This is a genomic window from Micromonospora chalcea (assembly GCF_028768405.1).
Classification (GTDB): domain Bacteria; phylum Actinomycetota; class Actinomycetes; order Mycobacteriales; family Micromonosporaceae; genus Micromonospora; species Micromonospora chalcea.
The window spans coordinates 4,874,245-4,899,489 of the sequence record NZ_CP118233.1; the positions used below are offsets into that span (position 1 = coordinate 4,874,245).

At 73.8% G+C, this 25,245-nt stretch carries 21 protein-coding genes; 8 read left to right on the forward strand and 13 right to left on the reverse strand.

Translation table 11 applies throughout. The features are described 5' to 3' along the window. The first annotated feature begins 15 nt into the window (after positions 1-15). From PVK74_RS21725 to PVK74_RS21735, 3 genes are read left to right on the forward strand one after another with little or no spacing between them, the layout of a single operon-like run. Positions 16-630, forward strand: a complete 615-nt coding sequence (locus PVK74_RS21725; RefSeq protein WP_274477094.1) for a 5-oxoprolinase subunit B family protein — start codon at positions 16-18, stop codon at positions 628-630. Further along, complete coding sequence (locus PVK74_RS21730; RefSeq protein WP_274477095.1) at positions 627-1,490, forward strand: 5-oxoprolinase subunit C family protein; 864 nt, start codon at positions 627-629, stop codon at positions 1,488-1,490. Before PVK74_RS21725 ends, PVK74_RS21730 begins: the two co-directional genes overlap by 4 nt. Further along, a complete protein-coding gene (locus PVK74_RS21735; RefSeq protein ID WP_043327589.1) occupies positions 1,474-2,223 on the forward strand; it encodes a LamB/YcsF family protein in 750 nt (249 codons plus the stop codon). The genes PVK74_RS21730 and PVK74_RS21735 overlap by 17 nt, the downstream gene beginning before the upstream one ends. Positions 2,224-2,283: 60 nt before the next feature. On the opposite strand, the gene PVK74_RS21740 is transcribed toward PVK74_RS21735, so the two are convergent. The 10 genes from PVK74_RS21740 to PVK74_RS21785 form a co-directional block, all read right to left on the reverse strand. Continuing rightward, positions 2,284-4,116 carry an NHL domain-containing thioredoxin family protein gene (locus PVK74_RS21740; RefSeq protein ID WP_166457381.1) on the reverse strand — a complete coding sequence of 611 codons (1,833 nt, stop codon included), beginning with the start codon at positions 4,114-4,116 and terminating at the stop codon, positions 2,284-2,286. Positions 4,117-4,234: 118 nt separating this feature from the next. After that, the gene (locus tag PVK74_RS21745) at positions 4,235-7,006 is read right to left on the reverse strand and encodes an LppU/SCO3897 family protein (RefSeq protein ID WP_274477096.1); all 2,772 of its coding nucleotides are present in this window, start codon (positions 7,004-7,006) and stop codon (positions 4,235-4,237) included. Between the two features lie 347 nt (positions 7,007-7,353). Continuing rightward, positions 7,354-7,491 carry a hypothetical protein gene (locus PVK74_RS21750; RefSeq protein ID WP_013283356.1) on the reverse strand — a complete coding sequence of 46 codons (138 nt, stop codon included), beginning with the start codon at positions 7,489-7,491 and terminating at the stop codon, positions 7,354-7,356. A 224-nt stretch (positions 7,492-7,715) separates the two neighbouring features. Next, the gene (locus PVK74_RS21755) at positions 7,716-9,173 is read right to left on the reverse strand and encodes a dihydrolipoamide acetyltransferase family protein (protein ID WP_274479304.1); all 1,458 of its coding nucleotides are present in this window, start codon (positions 9,171-9,173) and stop codon (positions 7,716-7,718) included. Between the two features lie 5 nt (positions 9,174-9,178). Then, entirely contained in the window at positions 9,179-10,168 is a 990-nt protein-coding gene (locus tag PVK74_RS21760) for an alpha-ketoacid dehydrogenase subunit beta (RefSeq protein WP_274477097.1), read from the reverse strand. Beyond that, a complete protein-coding gene (gene pdhA / locus PVK74_RS21765; RefSeq protein WP_030500531.1) occupies positions 10,168-11,346 on the reverse strand; it encodes a pyruvate dehydrogenase (acetyl-transferring) E1 component subunit alpha in 1,179 nt (392 codons plus the stop codon). The genes PVK74_RS21760 and pdhA overlap by 1 nt, the downstream gene beginning before the upstream one ends. Before the next feature lie 613 nt (positions 11,347-11,959). After that, the gene (locus tag PVK74_RS21770) at positions 11,960-12,409 is read right to left on the reverse strand and encodes a hypothetical protein (RefSeq protein ID WP_274477098.1); all 450 of its coding nucleotides are present in this window, start codon (positions 12,407-12,409) and stop codon (positions 11,960-11,962) included. Positions 12,410-13,060: 651 nt separating this feature from the next. Continuing rightward, complete coding sequence (locus PVK74_RS21775; RefSeq protein ID WP_274477099.1) at positions 13,061-14,287, reverse strand: hypothetical protein; 1,227 nt, start codon at positions 14,285-14,287, stop codon at positions 13,061-13,063. A 52-nt stretch (positions 14,288-14,339) separates the two neighbouring features. After that, positions 14,340-15,998: a GTPase gene (locus tag PVK74_RS21780; RefSeq protein WP_209964512.1), complete on the reverse strand. Its 1,659-nt coding sequence runs from the start codon at positions 15,996-15,998 to the stop codon at positions 14,340-14,342. Positions 15,999-16,015: 17 nt separating this feature from the next. After that, entirely contained in the window at positions 16,016-17,833 is a 1,818-nt protein-coding gene (locus PVK74_RS21785; protein WP_064447964.1) for a GTPase family protein, read from the reverse strand. Between the two features lie 211 nt (positions 17,834-18,044). Between PVK74_RS21785 and dnaK the strand changes: the two genes are divergently transcribed. The 5 genes from dnaK (at position 18,045) to PVK74_RS21810 (ending at position 22,818) form a co-directional block, all read left to right on the forward strand. Beyond that, entirely contained in the window at positions 18,045-19,916 is a 1,872-nt protein-coding gene (dnaK, locus tag PVK74_RS21790) for a molecular chaperone DnaK (protein WP_043327583.1), read from the forward strand. 48 nt (positions 19,917-19,964) lie between these two features. Continuing rightward, positions 19,965-20,699 (forward strand): nucleotide exchange factor GrpE, encoded by a 735-nt coding sequence (gene grpE, locus PVK74_RS21795; RefSeq protein WP_043327582.1) that lies wholly within the window; start codon positions 19,965-19,967, stop codon positions 20,697-20,699. A 79-nt stretch (positions 20,700-20,778) separates the two neighbouring features. Then, complete coding sequence (gene dnaJ / locus PVK74_RS21800; RefSeq protein WP_043327581.1) at positions 20,779-21,960, forward strand: molecular chaperone DnaJ; 1,182 nt, start codon at positions 20,779-20,781, stop codon at positions 21,958-21,960. 24 nt (positions 21,961-21,984) lie between these two features. Beyond that, entirely contained in the window at positions 21,985-22,425 is a 441-nt protein-coding gene (locus PVK74_RS21805) for a heat shock protein transcriptional repressor HspR (RefSeq protein ID WP_030500539.1), read from the forward strand. A gap of 186 nt (positions 22,426-22,611) precedes the next feature. Next, positions 22,612-22,818, forward strand: coding sequence for a hypothetical protein (locus PVK74_RS21810; protein ID WP_043327580.1), 207 nt, complete (start codon positions 22,612-22,614; stop codon positions 22,816-22,818). 70 nt (positions 22,819-22,888) lie between these two features. Here PVK74_RS21810 and PVK74_RS21815 read toward each other — a convergent pair whose 3' ends face one another. The 3 genes from PVK74_RS21815 to PVK74_RS21825 all read right to left on the reverse strand — a co-directional run bounded on the left by PVK74_RS21815 (position 22,889) and on the right by PVK74_RS21825 (position 25,205). Continuing rightward, positions 22,889-23,317, reverse strand: a complete 429-nt coding sequence (locus PVK74_RS21815; protein ID WP_030500541.1) for a hypothetical protein — start codon at positions 23,315-23,317, stop codon at positions 22,889-22,891. Positions 23,318-23,481: 164 nt separating this feature from the next. Continuing rightward, positions 23,482-24,699, reverse strand: coding sequence for a cation:proton antiporter (locus PVK74_RS21820; protein WP_043327579.1), 1,218 nt, complete (start codon positions 24,697-24,699; stop codon positions 23,482-23,484). Positions 24,700-24,704: 5 nt separating this feature from the next. Continuing rightward, a complete protein-coding gene (locus PVK74_RS21825; protein WP_064447962.1) occupies positions 24,705-25,205 on the reverse strand; it encodes a cation:proton antiporter regulatory subunit in 501 nt (166 codons plus the stop codon). Positions 25,206-25,245: the final 40 nt, after the last annotated feature.

Sequence of the window (25,245 nt, forward strand, 5' to 3'; positions counted from 1 at the left end):
CGGGAGGATGACCGGATGCGGATCCGGCCGGTCGGGACCCACGCCCTGCTGCTCGACTGCGACGACCCCGAGCAGGTCGAGGCATGGCGGGCCGAACTGTGGCACCGGCGCGCGAGCGGCGAGCTGACCGCCACCGAAATCGTCCCGGGCGCGGTCACCGTACTGCTCGACGGCGTACCGGATCCGTCGGCCGCCGCCGACCGGATCGCCGGTTGGCGGCCACGGACCGGCGGCCCCGGCGCGACCACCGCCGAGGTCCGGGTGCCAGTCGTGTACGACGGCGAGGACCTGCCGCGCGTCGCCGCCCACTGGGACACCGACGTGCCCGCCGTGATCGACCGGCTGCGGCGTACCGAGTTCCGGGTCGCGTTCTGCGGATTCGCGCCCGGGTTCGCGTACCTGACCGGGCTGCCGCCCGAGCTGGCAGTGCCCCGGCTCGCCACACCGCGTACTCGGGTGCCGGCCGGCTCGGTCGCGCTCGCCGGCCCGTACGCGGGCATCTACCCCGCCGCGTCACCCGGCGGCTGGCTGCTGGTCGGCCGGACCGACCTGCCGCTGTTCGACGTGCGCGCCGACCCGCCGGCCCGGCTCACCCCCGGCACCCGGGTCCGGCTGGTCGGCACGCCGTGATCGAGGTACTGCGGGCCGGGGCGCTCACCACCGTCCAGGACCAGGGCCGACCGGGGTGGGCGCACCTCGGCGTACCCCGCTCCGGCGCGCTCGACCCGGCCGCCCTGCGCCTGGCCAACCGCCTCGTCGGCAACCACGAGCACGCCGCCGGGCTGGAGATCACCATGACCGGCTGCGCGCTGCGCTTCACCCGGGCCGTCGCGCTCGCCCTCACCGGTGCCCCGGCCGACGTGGTCGTCGAGTGGCCGGCCGGGGACACCCGGCCGGGAGACGTGGGACTGCCGCTCGCACTACCGGCGGGCGCGGTGCTGCGCGTCGGGCCGGCCCGGGCCGGCGTACGCACCTGGGTGGCGGTCAGCGGCGGAATCACCGTCGAACCGGTGCTCGGCAGCCGATCCACCGACACGCTCTCCGGGCTCGGGCCGCCTCCGCTGCGCGACGGGGACCGGCTGCCACTCGGCACCGCGGACCGGCCGCCGCCCCCGGTCGACCTCGCCGTCACCCGGCCGGTCCCGGACGAACTGCGGCTGACCGTGCGCCCCGGCCCCCGGCAGGACTGGTTCACCCCGCAGGCGCTGGACCTGCTGTGCGGCACCGCGTACACGGTGAGCCCGGACAGCAACCGGGTCGGCGCGCGGCTGGCCGGCGCGGCGCTGCCCCGCGCGGTCGCCGGCGAACTGCCCAGCGAGGGCCTGGTGCTCGGCGCGGTGCAGGTCCCGCCGGACGGCCAGCCGCTGGTCTTCCTGGCCGACCACCCCACCACCGGCGGCTACCCGGTCGTCGGAGTGGTGGACGACGTGACAGCGCTCGCCCAGGCCCGGCCAGGCACTACGGTGACGTTCCATGGACCTCAACGCTGACCTGGGCGAGGGATTCGGAAGCTGGCGGCTCGGCGACGACCACGCGCTGCTCGACCTGATCAGCTCCGCGAACGTCGCCTGCGGCTTCCACGCCGGCGACGCGGCCACCATGCACCAGGTCTGCGCCGCCGCCGCCGAACGCGGCGTCGCGGTCGGCGCGCAGGTCGGCTACCGGGACCTCGCCGGCTTCGGTCGGCGGCACATCGCGTACGACTTCGCCGAGCTGCGCGACGAGACGATCTACCAGCTCGGCGCGCTCGACGCCTTCTGCCGGCTGTACCGCACCCGGGTCCGCTACCTCAAACCGCACGGCGCGCTCTACCACGCGGCGGCCCGCGACGAGGCCCAGGCCGCCGCGCTGGTGGCCGCGATCAGCGGGTACGACCACGAGCTGCCCGTGCTCTGCCAGCCCGGCAGCGTGCTCGCGCAGCTCGCCACCGGTGCCGGCCTGCGGGTGGTGGCCGAGGGGTTCGCCGACCGCAACTACCTCCCGAACGGCACGCTGGTGCCGCGCAGCTCCCCCGACGCGCTGGTGACCGACCCGGAGCAGGTGGCCGTCCGGGCGGTACGGATGGCCGTCGAGCAGACGCTCGTCGCCGTCGACGGCACGGTGATCGCCTGCCCGGTCGAGTCCATCTGCCTGCACGGGGACACGCCCGGCGCGGTGCGGTGCGCGGAACTGGTCCGCGCCGCGCTCATCGACGCGGGGGTCACGCTCACTCCGTTCGCGTGAAAGGAAGGGCCCCTTCTTAACGCCTCCGGTAGAGGAAGGGCCCCTTCTTAACACGCGCTGTCAGGCGTCCATGCCACGCAGGACCAGTGGCACGCGGGTCGCGCCGCCGGTGACCACCCGGACCGGCACGCCCCAGTCCTGCCGCGTCAGGTGACAGGCCGCGTGCTCCACGTCGGCGTCGCAGGTCGCCGCCTGGGCGGTCACCTGCAGCACCCCCTGCGCCACGTCGCCGCTGACCACCAGCTTGCGGGACAGGTCGGTGGTCGTGCCCGCGCCCTCGACCAGCAGCTCCGGCGGGGACGCCGAGACCACCAGCCGGGTCGACGGCCCGTACGTCTCGTCGAGCTTCTGCCCCGGCGCCGGCGTGAAGATCACGTCCAGGGTCAGCTCCCCGGCCGCCACATCGGTCGGCTTGCGCTCCAGCCGGTGCCGGGGGCCGTCCACCGTGTTCGCCCCGGCCGACGTCAGCGCGCCCGGCGCCAGCCGGGTCAGCCGGTGCGCGGCCGACTCGACCACGAGCACGTCGCCCTCGCCGGTCAGCACCAGGTCGCTCGGCTCGGCCAGCCCGTCCGCCACGGTGCCCACCTGGCCGGTCTCCGGGTCGAAGCGGCGCACCGCCCCGTTGTACGTGTCGGCGATCAGCACCGAACCGTCGGGCAGCGCGCACACGCCCAGCGGGTGCTGGAGCAACGCCTGGTCGGCCGGGCCGTCGACGTGCCCGAAGTCGAACAGGCCCTGACCGACTGCGGTGTGCATCACGCCGCCTTCGACCCACCGGATCGCGCTGGTCTCGCTGTCGGCCACCCAGAGCCGTGTCCCGTCGACGGAGACGGACAACCCGGACGGCTGGGCCATCCACACGTCCGGCAGCGGGCCGTCGCGCAGCGCCTCGACTGTGGTCCCGGCGTACATGCCGGCGGTCCGCTTGATCGGGTCGAACCACCAGAGCTGGTGGATGCCGGCCATGGCGACGATCACCCGATCGCCGTACCAGGCCACGTCCCACGGGGACGACAGGTCGACGGCGCGGGCGTCGTGCGCGTGGTCGTCGACGGTCGAGCGCCACTGCCGCCCGGTGCCCGCGATCGTGACCACCTCGCCGGACGACAGCCGTACGCCGCGCAGCAGGTGGTTGACGGTGTCCGCGACGACCACGTCGTAACCGGCGACCTCGGCCACGTGCGGCGGCAGCAGGCAGAGCCCCTGCGGCTCGGCGAACGTGGCGGCGGAGGCCGGGCCGTCCGTACGGCCCCGGGAACCGGCGCCGATGCGGCGCACCACCGTCTCGCCGTCGGCGGCCAGCTCGACCAGTGAGTGCCGGGCCGAGTCGCTGACCAGCAGGTTCCCGCCGTCGAGCGGCAGCGCCTTGCCGGGGAACCGCAGCACGGTGTCCGGCTCGGCCGGCGGCACGTACGGGCCCTCGCCCCGGTGCAGCGTGCCCTTCGCCTCATGGGTGGCGATCAACTCGTCGATCAGCCGCGCCAGCCCTTCGGCGTGCCCCTCGCCGGCCATGGTGGCGACCACGTACCCCTCGGGGTCGACCACGGCCAGAGTCGGCCATGCCTTGGCCGCGTACTGCTGCCACATGTCCATGTCGGCGTCGTCGAGCACCGGGTGGTGCACGCCGTACCGCTCGACGGCCGCCGCCAGCGCCGCCGGGTCCTTCTCGTGCTCGAACTTCGGCGAGTGCACCCCGATCACGACCAGGACGTCGCCGTACTTCTCTTCGAGCGGGCGCAACTCGTCCAGCACGTGCAGGCAGTTGATGCAGCAGAAGGTCCAGAAGTCCAACAAGACGATCTTGCCGCGCAGGTCGGCCAGCGTGACGGCCTTGCCGCCGGTGTTCAGCCAGGCCCGACCCCGCAGTTCCGGTGCCCGTACGCGCGCGCTCATGCCCCCATCGTGCCGCACCGGCCGGGTGCGCTCGCGGCGAACCCGGGGTGAACAGAGGCACACCGGAACGGCGCGGAGCGCCCACCCGGTGAGGGGTGGACGCTCCGCGTACGTGTGGTTACTGGCCGGCCGGCTTCAGGCAGAGCACTCGGGTGGTCCCGCCGTTCTCGACGGAGACGGTGGGCTGCGTCAGATCGGCGCACTTGTCCTTGTTGTCCACCTTCGACACCACGCTGAACGCGCCCTGCTCACCGCAGTCGGCGGGAACGGCGGTCTCGCCGGACTGCTTGACGCAGGAACCGACCGCCGGGTCGAAGCCCGCCGGCTTGTCGTCGCCGACCTTGCCGAGCAGCGTGAGCAGACCGAGCGGTACGGCGAGGATGAGCACCGCCGCGATCAGTACGGCGGCCAGCACCCGTCCGTTGCGTACCTTCGGCGGGGGCGCCTCGGTCTGCGGCTCGGCGGCGTCCGGCTTGAACGCGTCGAACCGGCCCTGCTCCGGCTCACCGGACGGCGCGTCCTGCGACCAGGCCGGCGGGGCCTGCTGTGCCGGGAAGGGGCTCGTCTCGCCCGGCCGGCCCTGGCCGGGCACCGCGACGGAGGCGCGCCCACCGGCCGGCGGGCCGAACTGGTCCGGCTGGCCGCCGAACGGCTCGGGCCGGCCGGCCGGGCTGCCGAACGCATCCTGGCGACCGCCCTGAGGGCCACCGAACGGGTCCTGATGGCCGCCGGGCGGGCCGAACGGGTCCTGGCTGCCACCCGGGGTGCCGTAGGGGCTCTGCGGGCCGTCGAACGGGTCCCGGACCGCGCCGGGCTGCTCGCCGCCCGGGTGCACCCCGTTGGCGGGGCGGGTGTTGGCGGGCGGGTCCATGAAGGACGGCACACCGGCCGGGAACGGCGGCGGCGCGGCCGGCGAGGACGGCGGTACGGCGGCGTACCCGTGCGGCCCGTCGGCGTCCTCGGTCCGGGACTGCGGGCCGGGGAAGCCGTTGTCCGGGCCGAATCCGGACGGCCCGTCCTGCTCGGGGAAGCCGTGACCGTCCTGCTCGGGCGTGTCCTCGGGCTCCGGGCGGGCGGGCCGGCCGTACACCCGGGGCTGCGGCGCCGGGGTGCCGGTCGGCAGGGGCTGGTCGGACGGCGGGGTGACCCGGCTGGTCACCGGGACCGACGCGCTGGCCGAGACCGGGCCGCCCTCCGGGGAGGTACGCGGGCCGGGCACGGAGGCCGACTGCGACTCGCCCCACGCGCCGTCACCGCGCTCCGGCTCGTACCCCTGGGGTTCGGCCGGCGCGGGCGGCTGGTCGGCGGGCGGCGACGCGGCGAGCGCGGCTCCGGGCACGCGCTGCTGCTGCGCCGGCAGCGGCACCGCGTTGCCGGGCGAGATGCCCGGCGCGGGAGCGGGCTGGTACGCCGGGGCGGAGTCCTCGGAACGGCCCCACGCCTCGGCGGGCGACCACGGCTCGGCGGCCGGTACGGCCGGGCGGTCGTTCTGGTTGCCGCCCCAGCCGGCGTCGGGCGCCGGTACGGAGACGCTCGCGCGGGCCGGAGTATCGACCGGTGCGGCGGCACCCCAACTGGGCTGTGCCGGCTCCTCGGCCGACCGGCCGCTCTCCTGCTGCGGCACGGACGCGGCGCCGCTCCAGGCGCCGGCCTGCTCCTCGGAGTCACGCTGCTGCGGTACGGCGGGGGCGCCCCAGCCACCGGGCTGCCGGCCCTGGTCCGGCTCACCCCAGCCGCCCGGCTGTGCCGCCTCGGCGGGGCCGGCGGCGCGGCCCGCGGCCCAGCCGCCGGAGCGGTCCGGGTCGTCGGGGCGGGCGGGCTCGTCCCAGCCACCCGGCCGGTTCTCGGCCTGCGGGGCGGGCCATCCGCCGTCGTGCTGTCCACCGGTCGGACGCCAGCCGCCGGAGCGGTGCGAGTCGTCCTCGCCAGCGGCGGAGCGGTTGTCCTGATCGGACTGCTCCGGAGTGGACCACGCGTTGTCCGGCCGGGTGACGCCGGGCACCGAGACCGCGGCGGCGGCACGGGCGGGCGGGTCGGCCGGCGGCCAGGTGGCGCCGGTCTGCTGACCCGGAGGTGCCCAGGCCGGCTGGCTCTCACGCGGCGTCCAGCCACCGGAGCGGCCGGGGTCGTCGGCCGCGGCGGGCTGCTCGTCACGCGGGTTCCAGCCGCCGGAGCGGTTCGGATCGTCCGGCGGCGCGGCGGTGGACCAGCCACCGGCGTGTCCCGGGGCGTCGTCGTGCTGCCCACCGGTGGGCGCGAAGCCGCCGGAGCGGTGCGGGTCGTCCGGCGGGGCGGGCGTGACCCAGGTCTCGTTCGGCACGGTGGCCGGGGCGGGGACGTAACCGGTGCTGCGGGCGGCCGGGTCGCCGGACGGCGACCGGGCCGGCTGCTCACCGGAGCCCCACCCCTGGCGGTTCTGCTCGGCGGCCCAGGCCGGCGCCGTCGGCTCGACCGGGCTGCCCGGCGGCGTGGCGGCCCACGCGGGCGGCGCCGGGTCGGCGGCGCGGTCCGGGCCGGGCTGCTCCTGAGCGCCCCACACGGGACTGCCCTGGGCGGGACCGGCCCAGGCGGGGGCGCCCTGGTCGGTGCCGCCCCAGGCGGGCTGCTGCCCACGGTCGGCGGGCGGTGGGACCTGGGCGGTGGCCCGGCCGGTCACCGGCTGGCCCGCGGGCGGGGCCCAGGCGGGGGGCTGTTCGTCGTTAGCGGCCCAGGCCGGGGCCGGCTGCGCGGGCCGACCGGCCGGCGGGGGCGGCGCCCAGCCGAGGTCGGGCGCTCCGTTGTACCCGTTGTCCTGCTGCGCCGGCTGATCGCCGTACGGCACCGGTCCGCCGGTGCCCGGCGACACCTCGCCCGGCTCCTGGCCGGGGCGGTGCGGAGCCTCGGACGTCATGGGTGCGCCTCCTCCATCACAGGTCGGCCGCCGATGCCGGTCCGGGGAACCGTCGGCATGGCTGCCGGCGTCGCCGGCGGGTACCGGCCGTGCGGGCTCCCCGCACCGTATCCGGTGGTTGCCCGGAGCCGCCCGGGGGAGCATCGGCCGTCACCGAAAGTCACCGGACGACGTCGATGGGTTTCACTTGCCCGCGTCGGCCCGGAACCACCGGTTGGCGACCGTGCCAACCGTACCGGGCGGTGCGGCGAGGTGGAATCCCGGTGCCGACCGATGCCGATACGCCGAAGACCCGCCCGGTGTCGGGCGGGTCTTCGGACTGGAGGAGGTGAGAAAGGTCTGTGGCGTCAGCTCATGTGACGCTGGGCGATGGCGAGAAGCTCCTCGCGGACCGCGGGCGAGTTCGCGGAACGCAGCGCGTGCTCGATGGCGCGGGCGCGGCGGTTGGCGTCGCGGCGGGTGCGGATTCGCTCGATCATGCTCATCTTGGGTCTCTCCTCCTGGCTATTCGGTTGTCAGCCCCTTGATGTCTCTATTTAAGCGCACCAGGCCGCCCATCGCCATCGATTATTAGGTGAGCTGAACCACGTACCTAAGGATCGTAGGTCAGCCTGCCCTCAGATCCTATGATTCCGTTCCCGAAACGGTTACGGCCGGTGTGCCGGGCGTTCACCCGTGGCACACCGGCCGTGACCGGAGCGGTGGTGCGTCAGGTCCAGGCGAGCAGCGCCGCCTCCGGGTCGGCCAGGAAGTCCCCGATGTCGCGGAGGAACTTCGAGCCCAGCTCACCGTCGATGATGCGGTGGTCGAAGGAGAGGCCGAGCGTGGTCACCAGGCGCGGCTTCACCTTGCCCTTGTGCACCCACGGCTGCTCCCGTACCGCGCCGAAGGCGAGGATCGCCGACTCGCCCGGGGGCAGGATCGGCGTACCGGTGTCGACGCCGAAGACGCCGACGTTGGTGATGGTGAACGTGCCGCCGGACATGTCCGCCGGGGACGTCCTCCCCGACTTCGCGGTCTGCACCAGGTCCGTCATCGCGTCCGCCAGCTCGCGCAGCGAGAGCCGCCCGGCGTCCTTGATGTTCGGCACGATCAGGCCGCGCTCGGTGGCCGCCGCGATGCCGAGGTTGACGTACTCCTTCACCACGATCTCGTCGCCGGCCCAGGTCGAGTTGACCATCGGGTGCCGCTTGACCGCCAGCAGCACCGCCTTGGCGACCAGCAGCAGCGGCGAGACCCGCACGTCGCGCCACTCCCGCCGGTCACGCAGCCGGTCCAGCGCCTTCATCGCCCGGGTCACGTCGACGGTCAGGAACTCCGTCACGTGCGGGGCGGTGAACGCCGAGCGGGCCATGTTCTCCGCGGTGAGCTTGCGTACCCCCTTGACCGGGATGCGCTGCTCGCGGTCCGCGCCGAAGCTCGCGGCCGACGCGGCCGGCGTCGTGACCGTCAGCGGCTCGGCCGCCGCCGGGGTCGCGGTCGCCGCCCGCTGTACGTCCTCACGGGTGATCGAGCCGAGCGGACCCGAGCCGGTCAGCGTGGCCAGGTCGATGCCGAGGTCCTTCGCCAGCTTGCGGACCGGCGGCTTGGCCAGCACCGGACCGCTTACCCGGCCGTTGCCGTTGACCGCCGGGGCGGGAGCGGGCGGGGCGGGCGCGACCGGCGCGGGCGCCACCGGGGCAGCGGCCTGAGCCGGTGCCGGCGCGTCACCCTTGCGCGGGCGGCGCTTGGCCGGGGCGTTGCGCGGGCCGTAGCCGACCAGCACGGCGGTACGCCCACCCGGGGCGACACCACCGATCAGGCCCGGCTCGACCATGCCCTCGGCGGGCGCGACCTGGACCGCGGCGAGCGACGCGGCCGACGGAGCGGGCAGGTCCGACGCGGGGGCCGCGGTCGTCGACTCCTCGATCGGCCCGGCGCCCGGGTCGGTGTCGATCGCGATGATCGGCACGCCGACCTCGACAGTGGACCCCTCCGGGTGGAAGATCGCCTGCACCCGGCCGGCCCACTTCGCCGGGATCTCGACCGCCGCCTTCGCGGTCTCCACCTCGACGATCGGCTGGTTCAGCTCGATGTCGTCGCCGACCTTGACCAGCCAGGCGAGGATCTCGCCCTCGGTCAGGCCTTCGCCCAGGTCGGGAAGGTTGAACTCCTTGATCCGGGACATGCCGCTCACCAGCCGAACGTGCGGTCGACGGCGTCGAGCACCCGGTCCAGGTCGGGCAGGTACTCCTCCTCCACCCGGGCGGCCGGGTAGGGGGTGTCGAAGCCGGTCACCCGCAGCACCGGGGACTCCAGGGAGTAGAAGCACTCCTCGGTGATCCGGGCCGCGATCTCCGACCCGAGACCCAGGTTGCCCGGGGCCTCGTGCACGACCACGCAGCGGCCGGTGCGCCGCACCGACTCGTACGCCACGGTCAGGTCCAGCGGCGAGATCGTGCGCAGGTCGATGACCTCCAGCTCGCGGCCGTCCTCGGCGGCGGCGGTGGCCGCGTCGAGCGCGGTGCGCACCATCGGGCCGTACGCCAGGACCGTCGCGTCCGTGCCGGGCCGCGCGACCCGGGCCGAGTGCAGGGGGTACGCGTCGGCGATCGGCGCGTCCAGGTCCACCGGACCCTTCTCCCAGTAGCGCCGCTTCGGCTCCAGGAACACGATCGGGTCGTCCGACGCGATCGCCTGCTGGATCATCACGTACGCGTCCTGCGGGTTCGCGCAGCTCACCACCTTGAGACCGGCGGTGTGCGCGAAGTACGCCTCGGGCGACTCGGAGTGGTGCTCGACCGCGCCGATGCCGCCGCCGAACGGGATGCGGATGACCATCGGGATCCGCACCTTGCCCTGCGAGCGGTAGTGCATCTTCGCCACCTGCGACACGATCTGGTCGTACGCGGGGTAGACGAAGCCGTCGAACTGGATCTCGCAGACCGGCCGGAAACCGCGGATGGCCAGGCCGACAGCGGTGCCGATGATGCCGGACTCGGCCAGCGGGGTGTCGATGACGCGCTGGTCGCCGAAGTCCTTCTGGAGGCCGTCGGTGATCCGGAACACGCCGCCGAGCTTGCCGACGTCCTCGCCCATGATGACGACCTTCGGGTCGTTCTCCAGGGCCCGCCGCAGGCCGGTGTTCAGTGCCTTGCCGAGGGTGAGCGTCTCCGTGGCCATCAGTGCGCGCTCCCCTCGAAGGACTCCATGTACTGCGTGAACCGGGCCCGCTGCTCGTCCAGCTCGGGAGAGCCGTTGGGGTAGACGTGGTCGAACATGCTCACCGGCTGCGGGTCGGGCATGGCGAGCACACGCTCGCGCAGGTGCACCGACTCGGTGCGGGCCTGCTCGTCGACCTCGGTGAAGAACGACTCGTCGGCGATCTTCTGCTTGGTCAGGAACGCCTTCATCCGGGCGATCGGGTCCTTCGCCTGCCACGCCTCGACCTCGCTGGCGATGCGGTAGCGGGTCGGGTCGTCGGAGGTGGTGTGCGCGCCCATCCGGTAGGTGTACGCCTCGATCAGGCTCGGGCCCTGGCCGTTGCGCGCGTTGTCCAGCGCGTGCCGGGTCACCGCGTACGACGCGAGCACGTCGTTGCCGTCCACCCGGACGCCGGGGAAGCCGAACCCGCCGGCCCGCCGGTACAGCGGCACGCGGGTCTGCCGCTCCAGCGGCTCGGAAATGGCGTACTGGTTGTTCTGGCAGAAGAACACCAGCGGGGCGTTGAAGACGCTGGCCCAGACGAACGACTCGTTGACGTCGCCCTGGCTGGTGGCGCCGTCACCGAAGTAGGCGATGACCGCCTCGCCGTCCTCGCCGCCGGTCTTGCCGTCCATGGCGACACCCATGGCGTACCCGGTCGCGTGCAGGGTCTGCGCCCCGATCACGATCGTGTACATGTTGAACTTGAACTCGTTCGGGTCCCAGCCGCCCTGGTCGACGCCGCGGAACAGGCCCAGCGGCATGATCGGGTCGATGCCGCGGCAGTAGAGCACGCCGTGCTCGCGGTAGGTCGGGAACGCCATGTCCTGCGTACGCAGCGCCCGGCCGGAGCCGACCTGCGCCGCCTCCTGGCCCAGCAGGCTGGCCCACAGTCCCAGCTCGCCCTGGCGCTGCAGCGCGGTGGCCTCGGCGTCCAGCTTGCGGACCAGCACGAGGTCGCGGTAGAGCCCGCGGTACTCCTCGTCGGTGAAGTCGACGCGGTACTCGGTCCCGTCCGGGCCGAGCGCGGTCTCGATCCGCTCACCTTCCGGCGTGAGCAGCTGTACGAGTTCCGGTTCACCGGCCGCGGCGGCGCGCCTGGTGCGGGGTGCGGCCCGCTTGCTGCGGGTGGCGGCCCCGGGGTCGCCCTTTGCCATCCGTCTCTCCCTGTCTGTCTGCGCCGGCGCCGGGGGTTACCCGAGCCGAGCACCTCGTGCGCCCGCCCGGCTGATGCCGGGTCGGTCCCTGGCGACCGCGCCTGACCCCGGTAGGGGTTGCCGCGCGGCGTGAGCCGGAGTCGGTCGGGGACAGACCCAGGCCCGGGAGCGCCGGCGCCGTTCCGCACCAGCCGCGGGGTACGCGGAGGTGGCGGCTGCGTTGCCGTCGTGTCTGAATGATTGCAGAGGAGGTGAGCGGGCCCACAGTATGGCCTCCTTGGTGGGTGAGGTTCCATCGTCTTCATGACGGATAGCCGTCTTTGTCCCCAGTGGCGGGATCGGCTGACGTACAAAATGTGTGTCGACACGCGGTTGCGACTGGTGAACTGAGCGTCACTGGGTCAAGCTTGCGGTGAGCTGTTGCGCGGCATTTGTCCGGATATCCGCGCGTGCTCTCCCGTCCCCGTTCGCGCGTGAGGAGTGTGCCGGTGTCCGAACCAGAGGGTCCCCCCGGCTCACCCTTCCTCGGCCGGCACCGCGCGCTGCCCGCCTCCCCGTACCGCCGGGTCGTCGGCGCGCACCGCGCCCCCGGCGCCGGCGCCCCCAGCCGGGGCTACCTGCTCACCGTGGCGCTGCTCGCCGGCACCGCGTCGATGCCGATCCTCGCCGCCATCAGCACCGGATCGGCGACGGTGGGCAACAGCGCGCTCCCCGACACCAGCACCCCGTTCCTGCCGACACCCTCGATCGGGCCGGTGGTGATCCCGCCGCCCCAGGCGACCCAGCCCGCAGTGCCGTCCACGCCCAGCCCCGACGTCACCTCCGTACCCCCGGCGCGGCCCGTCCTCCCGGCCGCGCCGAGCCTGCCCGACGACAGCGACCTCGCCGCCCGCCACCGGTCCCGCCCGGTGGCCGCGCCGCCGCCACCGTCCACGCCGGTCCGGCCCACCCCGGTCCGCCCGCCGCACCCCTCGCCGGTGCCCTCACCGTCGCCGTCGCATCCGCCGTCCGACCCGGGTACGCCGACGCCCGAGCCGAGCCCCAGCCCCGAGCCGTCCGCCACGTCCGTCGAGCCGACGCCCTCGGCAGGTTCGTCCGACCCGTCCGGCCCATCGGGTACGTCCGGTCCCGCTGATCCGTCGGGTCCTGCCGAGCCGTCCGGTTCCGCTGGGCCGTCGGGTCCTGCCGAGCCGTCCGGTCCCGCCGAGCCGTCGGGTCCTGCCGATCCGTCCGGTTCTGCTGGGCCGTCGGGTCCTGCCGGGTCGTCCGCCGCGTCCGCTCCTTCCGGCCTGGTCCGCCCATCGGTGTCCCGCGCCTCATGATCGACACCACTTCGGCGTAGTGGTGTGGTCCCGGCCGGTCTGATGCAGCCACCTCGCCGAGGTGGTGTGGATCAACGAGGTCCGGCTGGTCAGGGCATCGGCAGGCGCATGATCGACACCACTTCGCCGGGGTGGTGTCGATCAAGGAGGTTCGGGGAGGCCCCTCGCGCGGGGCACCCAGGGCCGCATGATCGACACCGTTACGCCGTGCTGGTGTGGTTCCGGCCGGTTTGATACAACCACCTCGCCGGGGTGGTGTGGATCAACGAGGGGCGGGGCAACCGAGGGCCGGCGCCCGCATGATCGACACCACTTCGGCGTAGTGGTGTGGTTCTGGCCGGGGTGATGCCGCCACCTCGCCGAGGTGGTGCCGATCATGCGTGTGCGACTGCCTAGGCCGGGTCGTCGGTCAGGCGGTGGCGGTTCGCCTCGATCCAGGCGTTGAGCGCCTCCGGGTCGTCCGGGTCCACGCCGTCCGCCATCAGCTGGGCGACCGCCGCGGTGGCCGGGCTGCGCCGCTCACCGGTGCTGTAGAGCCGCGCGAACTCCGGGACCATCTCGGTGATCGCCTCGTCCGTCCGGGCGGACGCCGACTGCGACAGCCCGCGCTGCCGGGCCGCGTACGCCGCCCAGGCGCGCAGCACCCGGGGCAGCATCGCCGCGTCGTCCATGTCCAGCACGGCCCGGCGGTGCACCCAGTCGAGCAGGAACAGCTCGGCGACCATCGGGCTCCACCGCATCGGGTCGGCGTCCGGGAAGCTGGCCGCGTGGTCGAGCAGCAGGCCGAGGCAGAAGTGCAGCGAGGCCAGCTCGCCGTCGGCGACCTCGGGCAGGCCGAACCGGGACGCCTCGGGCGAGTCGAGGAATGCGCGTATCAGGCGGGTGCGCTCCTCGTCGGTGGGCGGCGGCACGACCGCCGGACCGGCCGGCGGGGTCGGCCCGGGCAGCGCGGCCAGCCGTGCGCCCACGAGCGCCCGGTCGGTGGCGAGCGAGCCCTGTGCGGGCAGCTCGGCGAGGTCGTCGGTGACCGCCAGGTGGCGGCTCACCTCGGCGTGCATCCGGGCCGGGTCCTCGGTACGGAACCAGGTGAACTCGTCCTCGGTGCAGATCTCCCGGGCCTGCTCCACGATCCGGGCCGCCGGGCCGCCGACGAAGACGTCCTTGGTGATGCCGATGTTGTGGTCGACCAGCGCCACCAGCGCGTGCTCGGGCCCGCCCTGTTCCTCGTCGTCGTACGCGAACGTGGCTAGGTAGGACGTCTGGTCGCCGTACACGTCGCCGTACGCCCAGGCGCCTGTGACGTGCACCCGGCCGAGCTGGCCGGCCCACGTCGGGGCGTACGCGCCGGGCCGGACCCGGGCGGCGCCCTCGGCGTCGGGCACCAGGGCGGCGAAGACGGCGCGCAGTGTGGTCGCGGCGGCGCTGCGCCGCCGGGACGTGGCGGCAAGGAAGCCGGTGACGAACTCGCGGACGGCCTGTTCCCGGTCGTGCTCCGCGACGGCGTAGACGCTGCCCAGCAACGCGGCGCCGAGCATCTCCGCGTCCAGGGCCGAGTCGAGCCTCGTCACGTCGCGCGCGGCGTGCAGAACCGCGTCGTAGGGGGTCTGTGGCGTGGCCATGCATCGACCCTACGCCGCGCGGGCCGCCCCCACACCGGTCAGCACGCCGGGTTCAGCGCCGCACGGCTTCGCGCAGCGCCTCCCGGGCCGTGCCGTAGCGGGTCAGCACCGCCCACACCGGGTCCAGCACGTACTTCTCGCCGACGCTGCCCACCGACGTGAGCAGGCGTCGCTCGGCCCGCGCCCGGGCCCGGCGGGCCGCCCACCCGACCACCGGCCGGGTCAGCGCCGCGATCAGCAGCCCGGCCAGCAGGCCACCGAGCAGCAGGACCGTCGGCCACGGCACCACGCCGAGCGTGGGGTGTTCCAGCGGGGGCAGGCCGAGCAGGCGCACCGCGTACCCGAGGAGCAGCCAGACCAGGCCGGCCAGCGCGGCCAGGGTGACCACCCACTGAAGCGCGCCGACCACCCGCCACCAGGCCGGCCGGCGGTCCATGCCCAGGTCGGTCGCGGCGACCGCGTGGTCGAGCGCGCCCGGCAGGTCGGCCTGCCGGGACCGGGCCGCCGCGGTCACCGCGGCCGGCCACGGCGCCGGCAGACCGGCGCCGTTCCGGTCGGCCACCGCGCGGATCGCCAGCGTCAGCGCCGAGCGCTGCGCGGCCGTCGGATCGGGTACGGAGGTGGCCGCGACCAGGCTCTCCGCCGGCGCGTCCGGGTCCCGCCCGGGCAGGTGCAGCCGGCGCAGCGGATCGGGTCGTAGCTTGCGCCAGCTCCGCAGCAGCGGCCAGCCGGTGTTGCTGACGGCCCGGTGCCGGTACGCCCCCTCGACCGCCGCCGCCACAGTCGGCACCCCGGCCGCCCCGGCCAGCGCCCGGTTCAGCTCCTGCGCCGAGGCGTCGCCGGGTTTGCTGCTCGGCGGTTCCGGCCCGACGAGCGGTTCGAGATCGGCCACCACGGCGTCCACGTCGCCGGAGAGCCGGCGCAGGGCGGCCTGCCGTTCGGCGACCGTACGCTCCAGCTCGGCCCGCAGGCCGCTCAGCCCGTTCGGGTCGACCGCTACCGTGGGCAGCAGCGGCACCCCGCCCAGCCCGTCCTCGTCGAGCAGCCGGCGCAGATCCTCGAGGACCTTGGGCAGCTCGGTCGGGTGCAGCCGGTCGGCCTGGTTGAGCACCACGACCGTGACGTCCTTGTGCCTGTGGAACTCGCGCAGATAGCTGGTGTGGATCACGCGGTCGGCGTACTTCTGCGGGTCGACCACCCAGACCACCAGGTCGACCAGGCCCAGCAGGCGGTCGACCTCCAGCCGGTGACCGTGCTGCACCGAGTCGAAGTCGGGCAGGTCGAGCAGGACGAGGCCGTGCAGCGTCGACTCGTCGTCGGCGTCCAGCGGGCTCTCCCGGACGAACCGGTGCCGGGGCAGCACGCCGATCCAGTCGAGCAGCCGGACCGCGCCGTCCAGCGGACCCCACACGCAGGCGTGCGCGACGCCGGTGGTCGGCCGGCGCACCCCGACCGGGGAGAGGTCGAGCCGGGCCAGCGAGTTGAACAGGCTCGACTTGCCGCTGCCGGTAGCGCCGGCCAGCGCGACCACCGTGTGCCGGCCGGAGAGGGCGAGCCGGTCACCGGCCCGCTCGACCACCGTGTGCGCGGCGACCAGTTGAGCGTCGGGCACGTCGCCGTCCACCGCGGAAAGGAACCGCTGGATCGCCTGGAGGCGCTCGATGAGCACGTCCGGGTCGACCCGCTGCTCGCCGCGCAGCGCGTCCCGCATCCGTCCGACGACGTTACTCACTGGCGTCCGTCCTGCTCGGGGCTCGGGAACAAGCCGCTCCGGTGCCGGGCCCGCTCGACCTCCAGGGCGGCCCAGCGCAGCGCCGCGCCGGCGTTGTCGGCCGGGCGCTCGGCCTCGGTGCGGGCCAGGAAGCGCTCGGCCTCCTCGGCCAGCAGCTTGCCGGTCCGGTCGAGCAGGTCGATCCGGGCCTTGCGGGCCAGGTTCCGCACCGCCTGGTCGCCGAAGATCGCCTGGAGCACGGTCTGCCCGGCGACCGCCGTGCCGGTGCCGGCGGCGACCTCCAGCCCGGTGGGGATGAACGCGGTGGAGGCGAACACGCCGATCATGACGGCGAGGCCGGTGGCGTTCACCGCGTACGCCGCGGTGCGGGCCACGAACCGCCGGTCGCCGCCCTCGACCCGGACCAGTTCCAGCACGCCGCGCTGCCAGTCGCGGACCAGCTGCTCGGCCCGCTCCGGCAGGTCGGCCGAGGCGTGGGCCAGGTCCGGCTCCAGCAGCGCCGCGCCGGCCGGGTGCGCCTTCCAACCGGTGTACGCGTTCTCCGCCGCCTCGGCGGCCACGCCGCGCAGCAGCGTGACGAGCTGCGACTCGATCGCGGTACGCAGTTCCGCGGCGGGCGCGGGCCGCCCGGTGACCGCCGCGACGACCCGGTCCCGCAGCCGGCCGATGCGTGCCTCCAGGCCCCGGAAGAACTCGCCGGTGCCGATGAACTCCTGCCAGCGGGCCAGCACCTCGCCGCGCAGCAGCCGGCCGTCCCGGAGCCCCTGGTCGACGCTCCGCTCGGCGCCCCGGTACGCGGCCCGTACCCGTTCGTCCAGCGCGTCGGCCGCGGTGCACTGCTCGTCGGCGGCCTCGGCGAGCGCCTCCACCACCGGGTGCAGCGCGGCCAGCGCGCCGTCGAGCGTCTGCCGGACCACCGCGGCGCGGGCGTCGGCGTCGGCGGCGAGCCGGGCGAACCAGTCACTGAGCGGGGCGGTGATCCGGTCCGGCAGCAGCCCCTGCCCGTCCACCCAGGTCTCCGGCAGCACGAACAGCGGCGCGGCGCCCAGCTCCTGCTCGGCGAGCATCTCGGACAGGTGGGCGGCGACCTCGTCGGCGGCCTCCGGGGGGACCCGGTCCAGCACCATCGCCACTGCGGTGCCCCGGGCGCGGGCGCTGCGCAGCAGCTCCCAGGGGACGGCGTCGGCGTACCGGGCGGCGGTGGTGACGAACAGCCAGAGGTCGGCGGCGGCGAGCAGCTGACCGGCGAGCGCCCGGTTGGCGTCGACCACCGAGTCGATGTCGGGCGCGTCGAGGAAGGCCAGGCCGGGCGGCAGCGCCGGTGCGGTGACCAGGTGCAGGGTGCCCGGCTGCTCGCTCGGCTCGGTGGTCCGGGTCAGGCCGGGCAGCAGCTCGCCCTGCCGGAACCAGGCCGCGTCGGTCGGGCTGCACACCAGCACCGGGGAGCGGGTGGTGGGGCGGAGCACCCCGGCCGCGCTGACCCGTGCCTGGACCAGGCTGTTGACGAGCGTCGACTTGCCCGCGCCGGTGGAGCCGCCGACCACCACCAGCAGCGGGGCGTCGAGCCGGGCCAGCCGGGGAAGCAGGTAGTCGTCGAGCTGGTCGGTGAGGCTCGTGGCGGCGTGCCGGGCCGGCTCGGCCGAGGGGAGGGCGAGCGGGAAGCGGGCCGCGCCGATCGCCGACCGCAGGCCGGTGAGCGCGGCGGGCAGGCCCTCCGCGGCGTGCGCAGGCTGGTCGGCGCCGGTGGTGGCTCCGGTGCGGGCTGCGACGGCGGGCGCGCCGGCACGGGTGGCGGAATCGCCATGCGTCGTCACCGCTAAAGCGTGCCCGACCGACGCAAGGTAAGACAACCGGACAGTAGTAACGGTCGGGTTGCGCCGGGCCGGCTCAACCTCGACTTGCGGATTGGCGATGGCGTGGCACTATTGAGTCAAGTTCACTCAACTTGTGGTGCGGTCGCTTCCGGGCGGCCCTCCCGGGCAGGCCGTCTGACCTGCTCACCCGTTACGAAGCGAGGAAGCGAACATGGCACGTGCGGTCGGCATCGACCTCGGCACGACGAACTCCTGCGTCAGCGTTCTCGAGGGCGGTGAGCCCACCGTCATCGCCAACGCAGAGGGCTCGCGTACGACTCCCTCGATCGTCGCGTTCGCCCGCAACGGCGAGGTGCTCGTCGGTGAGGTCGCCAAGCGCCAGGCGGTGACCAACCCCGACCGGACCATCCGCTCGGTCAAGCGGGAGATCGGCACCAACTGGACCGTCGACATCGACGGCAAGAAGTACACCCCGCAGGAGATCTCGGCCCGTACGCTGATGAAGCTCAAGCGGGACGCCGAGGCGTACCTGGGCGAGCAGATCACCGACGCGGTGATCACCGTCCCCGCCTACTTCAACGACGGGCAGCGCCAGGCCACCAAGGAGGCCGGTGAGATCGCCGGCTTCAACGTGCTGCGGATCGTGAACGAGCCGACCGCGGCCGCCCTGGCGTACGGCCTGGACAAGGGTTCCAAGGAGCAGACCGTCCTGGTCTTCGACCTCGGTGGCGGCACCTTCGACGTGTCGCTGCTGGAGCTGGCCGAGGGCGTGGTGGAGGTCAAGTCCACCAGCGGTGACAACCAGCTCGGCGGTGACGACTGGGACCAGCGCATCATCGACCACCTGGTGAAGACGTTCCGCGGTGAGCACGGCATCGACCTCTCGCAGGACAAGATGGCCATGCAGCGGCTCAAGGAGGCGGCCGAGAAGGCCAAGATCGAGCTGTCCGCCGCCACCACCAGCAACATCAACCTGCCGTACATCACCGCCGGCTCGGCCGGCCCGCTGCACCTCGACGTGACGCTCAGCCGCGCCGAGTTCCAGCGCATGACGCAGGACCTGCTGGACCGCTGCAAGGGCCCGTTCGAGCAGGCCGTCAAGGACGCCGGCATCAAGATCTCCGACGTCGACCACGTCATCCTGGTCGGCGGCTCGACCCGGATGCCGGCCGTCACCGACCTGGTCAAGCAGCTCACCGGCCGGGACCCGAACAAGGGCGTCAACCCGGACGAGGTCGTCGCCGTCGGCGCCGCGCTCCAGGCCGGTGTGCTCAAGGGCGAGGTCAAGGACGTCCTGCTGCTCGACGTGACCCCGCTGAGCCTGGGCATCGAGACCAAGGGCGGCATCTTCACCAAGCTCATCGAGCGCAACACCACCATCCCGACCAAGCGCTCCGAGGTCTTCACCACGGCCGACGACAACCAGCCGTCGGTGCTGATCCAGGTGTTCCAGGGCGAGCGGGAGATCGCGGCCTACAACAAGAAGCTCGGCACCTTCGAGCTGACCGGCCTCCCGCCGGCCCCGCGCGGCGTGCCGCAGATCGAGGTCACGTTCGACATCGACGCCAACGGCATCGTGAACGTGCACGCCAAGGACCTGGGCACCGGCAAGGAGCAGAAGATGACGATCACCGGCGGCTCCTCGCTGCCGAAGGACGACATCGAGCGGATGCGCCGGGACGCCGAGGAGCACGCCGACGAGGACAAGCGCCGCCGCGAGGAGGCCGAGACCCGCAACGTGGCCGAGGCGCTCCAGTGGCAGACCGAGAAGTTCCTCGCCGAGAGCGGCGACAAGCTGCCCAGCGAGAACCGTGACCAGCTCAACGAGGCGCTCGGCGAGCTGCGCAGCGCGCTCGGCGGCCAGGACATCGAGAAGATCAAGTCCGCGCACGAGAAGCTGGCGCAGGTCTCCCAGCAGGCCGGCTCGCTGCTCTACGCCCAGCAGCAGGAGGGCGAGCAGGCGGCGCCGGGTGGCGCGGCCGGGCCGGGCGCCGGCGCGGGCGCGGGCGCGACCGGTGGCCCGAAGGCCGGCGGCGACGACGACGTGGTCGACGCGGAGATCGTGGACGAGGACAAGAAGTGACATCCGGTCCCGGACACGATTCGCACGGCAGAGGGATGAGGTAACCGCATGACGGACAAGCCACGCGCGGCCGACCCGGGTGCCACCGGGTCGGCGGGCGCCGGCAAGGACGCCGGCGACGAACCCCGGGTCGTCATCCGCGACAAGCGCAAGCTCGGCAAGGTGACCGAGCAGCCGGCGAACGACGCCTCGGCGGCGGACGCCGCTGCCGACGCGCCCGCCGAAGGGCTGGTCGAGGAGGCCGAGGTCGTGGTCGACGAGATCGGCGGCGAGGCCGAGGTCACCGGGCCGACGGTGGTCGATTCCCCGGCCGAGCCGAGCGGGGAGACGGAGGCGACCGCGCCGCTCGGTGCCGAGCTGGAGTCGCTCCGCACCGACCTGGAGGAGCGCACCCGCGACCTCCAGCGGGTCACGGCGGAGTACGCCAACTACCGCAAGCGGGTCGACCGGGACCGCAACCTGGTCCAGGAGCAGGCCACCGGCACTGTGCTCAGCGCGCTGCTGCCGATCCTGGACGACCTGGACCGGGCCCGTGAGCACGGCGATCTGGTGGGCCCGTTCGGCAGCGTGGCCGAGCAGCTCACCGCCGCGCTGGGCAAGTTCGGCCTGACCGCGTTCGGCGAGAAGGGCGACCCGTTCGACCCGACCCGGCACGAGGCGGTGGCGCACCAGACCTCCGCCGACGTGACCGAGTCGACCTGCGTACAGGTCATGCGCCGCGGTTACCAGCTCGGCGAGCGGCTGCTGCGGCCCGCCATGGTCGCGGTCGCGGACCCGGAGTAGTGCCGACCCGTGACGTCCCGCCCGCCCCCACCGGGCGGGCGGGACGGCCGGGCTTCGACCCGTGGAAGGGGGTGGACCGGTGAGTTCCAAGGACTGGATCGAGAAGGACTACTACGCCGCGTTGGGCGTGGAGAAGTCCGCCTCCTCGGACGAGATCAAGAAGGCGTACCGCAAGCTGGCCCGGGAGTCGCACCCGGACCACAACCCCGGCGACACCGGGGCCGAGGAGCGGTTCAAGACCGTCTCCGAGGCGTACGCGGTGCTGGGCGACGAGAAGAAGCGACGCGAGTACGACGAGATGCGCTCGCTGTTCGGCTCGGGCGCCTTCCGCCGCAGCGCCCGCGGCGCGGGCCAGCCGGGCGGCGTGCCGTTCGACGTCTCCGACCTGTTCGGCGGCGGCGCGGGCGGCGGGGACACCCGGTTCGGCGGAGGCGGTTTCACGGACCTGTTCAGCTCGATCTTCTCCGGCGGCGGGGGCGGCGCGGCGCGTCCGCGCGGTCCGGCGCGGGGCCGGGACGTCGAGACCGAGGTGGCGCTCGATTTCGAGGATGCGGTCCGCGGCGTCACGCTGCCGCTGACGCTGCGCGCGCCCGGCGTCTGCGACACCTGCCACGGCAACGGTGCGAAGCCGGGTACCCAGCCGGTGGCCTGCCCGGTCTGCCACGGCGCCGGCGTGACCACCCGCAACCAGGGGTCGTTCAGCTTCTCCGAGCCGTGCCGCAACTGCCAGGGCGTCGGCACGATCGTCGAGGAGAAGTGCCCGGAGTGCCACGGCACCGGCGGTGTCACCAAGACCCGCACGCTGAACGTGCGCTTCCCGGCCGGGGTGGCCGACGGGCAGCGGATCCGCCTGGCCGGCCGGGGTGAGCCCGGTGAGCGGGGCGGCGCGGCGGGCGACCTGTTCGTGCAGGTGAAGGTCCGCCCGGACGAGCTGTTCGGGCGTACCGGGGACGATCTGACCCTGAACGTCCCGATCACGTACGCCGAGGCGGTCCTCGGCACCGACCTGCGCGTGCCGACCCTGGACGGGACGGTGACGCTGCGGGTGCCACCGGGTACGCCCAGCGGGCGGGTGCTGCGCGCCCGCGGCAAGGGCGTCGTACGCAAGGACGGCCGCGCCGGTGACCTGCTGGTCACGCTCGACGTGGTGGTCCCGGCGAAGGTCTCGGACGAGGCGCGGGCGGCGCTGGAGACCTTCGCGGAGCAGACTCCGCCCGCCGCGCGGGAACATCTCGACGCGCGGGTACGTCGATTCAGTTGACGGCGGCAGCGGAGGTGAGCGGGCATGTCGGAGGAGTACGTCGGCTCGGGTGACCCGGCCTACGAGGCCAAGGTGTTGATGATCTCGGTGGCTGCGCGGATGGCGGGGATGCACCCCCAGACGCTGCGCCAGTACGACCGGCTGGGCCTGGTGCAGGCGGGCCGGGCGTCCGGCGGTGGTCGCCGGTACAGCGTCCGGGACGTGGTGCTGCTACGCGAGGTGCAGCGGCTCAGCCAGGACGACGGGATCAACCTGGCCGGGGTCAAGCGGATCATCGGGCTGGAGCGGCTGCTCGAAGAGGCGCAGCAGCGGGTGGCCCGGCTGGAGGCGGAGCTGGACGCCGCGTACCGGCGGATCGCCGAGCTGGAGTCGCTCGGTGGCTTTGCCCGCGGCGACCTCGTGCCGACCAACCGCACGTCCACCGCGCTCGTCGTCTGGCGACCACGCCGCGCTCCCGACCGCTGACCTTTCACCGGAAGGCCGGCGCGCCCCGCTCCCCCGGGGCCGCGCCGGCCTTCGTACGTCCGGCCCTCGTGCGTACCTGGTTCGGGGCGCTCGTCGGGGAATGCGGGATGCGGCAGGGCGCTGTCGACTAGGCTCGCCGGTAGGGCCAAAACCCCTAAATCGGACGCCGAGTTGGCAGGGGGAGCCATGGCGGAACCGGCTAAGAAGGTGGCGGAACGCGCCGAGGAACGGCTGGAGAAGGTGGCCGAGAACGTCCGCGAGCGGTTCGACCGGGTCACCGAGGGGCGCTTCAGCGACAAGGTCAAGGAAGGGCGCTTCGCCGACCAGACGGACCACGGCGTGGACCGGGCCCGGGACGACGAGAGGCGCAAGAAGCAGGGCGGGTCGACCTGACGATCCGCCGACGTGCGGGCCGGGATCCACGGGGGATCCCGGCCCGTTCGCCGTTCAAGCCGGCGACGTGTCAGAGGCGGCGGTTCTCGCGGACCAGGCCGCCCTCGCACCAGTCCCGGTAGACGAACAGGTCGGGCCGGGCGAGCAGCACGCGGCTGTTGTGCGCCCAGTTGCGCATCAGGTCGTCACCGGCGCGTTCGGCCTGCTCGACAAGCTTGCGGAACCGGCGTTTGGGATGGGCGCGGAAGTTCGTCCGGATGCCGTCGGCGGCGTAGATGTAGAGGCAGTGCAGCGCGAACCGCCGGGCCGGGCAGCGCTCGTCCATCGCCAGGTCGAACAGCGTCTGCACCAGATGGTCACCGGCGACCAGCAGGTCCCAGTCGGGCGGCATCGAGGTCAGCGGCACCGAATCCGGTTGATAGGCCCACGCCCGGAGTTCGGCGGGCGAGGGATCGACCGGATTGGCGAAGCCGTGGAACGTATCTTCCTGCACGCTCACCGGCCGACCTTCCGCTTGCGCTGGCGGGGGCACCGGCCACCCGCGGACCCTGGCTGCTGGGCCGAAACGTTAACGCGGCTGAGCGGAGCAGTGGTAGACCTTCCGGGGATCAATTTGACAACGCCGGGCCGGATCTGCCTGTGGCAGGTCCGGCCCGGCGCGGGTCAGTCCCCGGTCGGCGCGGGCAACGCCGCTGCCGCACGGGCGGCGGCGGCGCGGGAGCGCAGCCACTGCTTGAACCACTGGGTGTCGGGCAGCCGGGCGAGCAGCGGCCCGGTCACCACCGTGATCAACACGTACGCGGTGGCGAGCGCCGCCAGCTTCGGGTTCACCGGGTAGGCGGCCGCGACGGCCAGTCCGGCGATGACGATGGAGAACTCGCCGCGCGGGGTCAGCGCCAGGCCGGCCCGCCAGCGACCGGGCTCGGCGATCCCCGCCCGGCGGGCGGCCAGGTAGCCGGTGGCCACCTTCGTCGCCATGGTGACCACTGCCAGCACCAGCGCCGGCAGCAGCACCGGCGGCATGTCCAGCGGGTTGGTGACCAGCCCGAAGAACACGAAGAAGACAGCGGCGAAGAGATCCCGCAGCGGGGAGAGCAGTTCGGTGGCGTGGTGCGCCACCGGCCCGGACAACGCGATGCCGACCAGGAACGCGCCGACAGCGGCGGAGACCTGGAGTTTGGCCGCGATACCGGCGACCAGCAGGGTCAGGCCGAGCACCCCGAGCAGGAGCGCCTCCGGGTCCTTGGCGGAGAGCGCAGCGGAGATCAGGTGGCCGTACCGGATCGCCACGGCCAGCACCACGACGACGGTGAACACCGCGATGGCGAGCGCGATGCCGCCCTTCATCAGGCCGACCCCGGCGAGCAGCGCGGTGACCAGCGGCAGGTAGAGGGCCATCGCCAGGTCCTCGATCACCAGGACGGAGAGGATCACCGGCGTCTCCCGGTTACCGACCCGGCCCAGGTCGCCGAGCACCTTGGCGATCACGCCCGACGACGACACCCAGGTGACGCCTCCGAGCACCACTGCGGCGACCCAGCCCCACCCGAGCAGCAGCGCGAACCCGAAGCCGGGCAGCGCGTTGAGCACCGCGTCGATCAGACCGGCCGGCGCGGCCGAGCGGAGGTTGCCCACCAGTTCGTTGGCGCTGTACTCCAGGCCGAGCATGACCAGCAGCAGGATCACGCCGATCTCGGCGCCGACGGCGAAGAACTCCTCGCTGGCGTTGAGCGGCAGCAGGCCACCGTGCCCGAACGCCAGGCCGGCGAGCAGGTAGAGCGGGATGGGCGAGACACCGACGCGACGGCTCAGCCGGCCGAGCAGGCCGAGCAGGAGCAGCAGCGCACCGACCTCGATGAGCAGGATTGTGGTTTCGTGCATACGCGTCAGACGTCCGGGTCGGTCTCGGCGAGGATCGCGGTCACGCCGTCGAGCCCCTGGCGGGTACCGACCACGACGACCACGTCGCCGGCTTCGAACCGGAAAGTGGGATCCGGCGAGACGTTCACCGTGCCCTGACGCAGCACGGCGACGATCGACGCGCTGGTCCGGGTCCGGGCCTTGGTGTCACCCAGCCGCTTGCCGACGTACTTCGAGCCGGCCGGAATGGCGATCTGCTCGGTCAGCAGCCCGGCGGCCTGCTCGCGCAGCCCGGAGAGCTGACCCAGCATCAGCGACGCGCCGAGGATGTCGGCGAGCGCCTCCGCCTCGTCGTCCGTCAGGGGGATGTCGTGCTGACAGGAGTCGGGGTCTTCCGGGTCGTAGAGGACCAGGTCGCGACGGCCATTGCGGTGGGAGACCACACCGAGCCGGCGGCCGGACTCCGTCATCAGGTCATGACGTACGCCGATACCCGGCAGGGCGGTCTGTTCGACACGTACTCGCACGCGGGTGAGGCTACTCCGGGCGCGCACCTGCTGCGTCCGG

Bases quoted from the DNA above. Each gene is read 5' to 3' on its own strand.
- PVK74_RS21725 (WP_274477094.1), top strand. From the start codon at position 16: ATGCGGATCCGGCCGGTCGGGACCCACGCCCTGCTGCTCGACTGCGAC.
- PVK74_RS21735 (WP_043327589.1), top strand. From the start codon at position 1,474: ATGGACCTCAACGCTGACCTGGGCGAGGGATTCGGAAGCTGGCGGCTC.
- PVK74_RS21740 (WP_166457381.1), bottom strand. From the start codon at position 4,116: ATGAGCGCGCGCGTACGGGCACCGGAACTGCGGGGTCGGGCCTGGCTG.
- PVK74_RS21745 (WP_274477096.1), bottom strand. From the start codon at position 7,006: ATGACGTCCGAGGCTCCGCACCGCCCCGGCCAGGAGCCGGGCGAGGTG.
- PVK74_RS21750 (WP_013283356.1), bottom strand. From the start codon at position 7,491: ATGAGCATGATCGAGCGAATCCGCACCCGCCGCGACGCCAACCGCCGC.
- PVK74_RS21755 (WP_274479304.1), bottom strand. From the start codon at position 9,173: ATGTCCCGGATCAAGGAGTTCAACCTTCCCGACCTGGGCGAAGGCCTG.
- PVK74_RS21760 (WP_274477097.1), bottom strand. From the start codon at position 10,168: ATGGCCACGGAGACGCTCACCCTCGGCAAGGCACTGAACACCGGCCTG.
- pdhA (WP_030500531.1), bottom strand. From the start codon at position 11,346: ATGGCAAAGGGCGACCCCGGGGCCGCCACCCGCAGCAAGCGGGCCGCA.
- PVK74_RS21775 (WP_274477099.1), bottom strand. From the start codon at position 14,287: ATGGCCACGCCACAGACCCCCTACGACGCGGTTCTGCACGCCGCGCGC.
- PVK74_RS21780 (WP_209964512.1), bottom strand. From the start codon at position 15,998: ATGCGGGACGCGCTGCGCGGCGAGCAGCGGGTCGACCCGGACGTGCTC.
- dnaK (WP_043327583.1), top strand. From the start codon at position 18,045: ATGGCACGTGCGGTCGGCATCGACCTCGGCACGACGAACTCCTGCGTC.
- grpE (WP_043327582.1), top strand. From the start codon at position 19,965: ATGACGGACAAGCCACGCGCGGCCGACCCGGGTGCCACCGGGTCGGCG.
- PVK74_RS21805 (WP_030500539.1), top strand. From the start codon at position 21,985: ATGTCGGAGGAGTACGTCGGCTCGGGTGACCCGGCCTACGAGGCCAAG.
- PVK74_RS21810 (WP_043327580.1), top strand. From the start codon at position 22,612: ATGGCGGAACCGGCTAAGAAGGTGGCGGAACGCGCCGAGGAACGGCTG.
- PVK74_RS21820 (WP_043327579.1), bottom strand. From the start codon at position 24,699: ATGCACGAAACCACAATCCTGCTCATCGAGGTCGGTGCGCTGCTGCTC.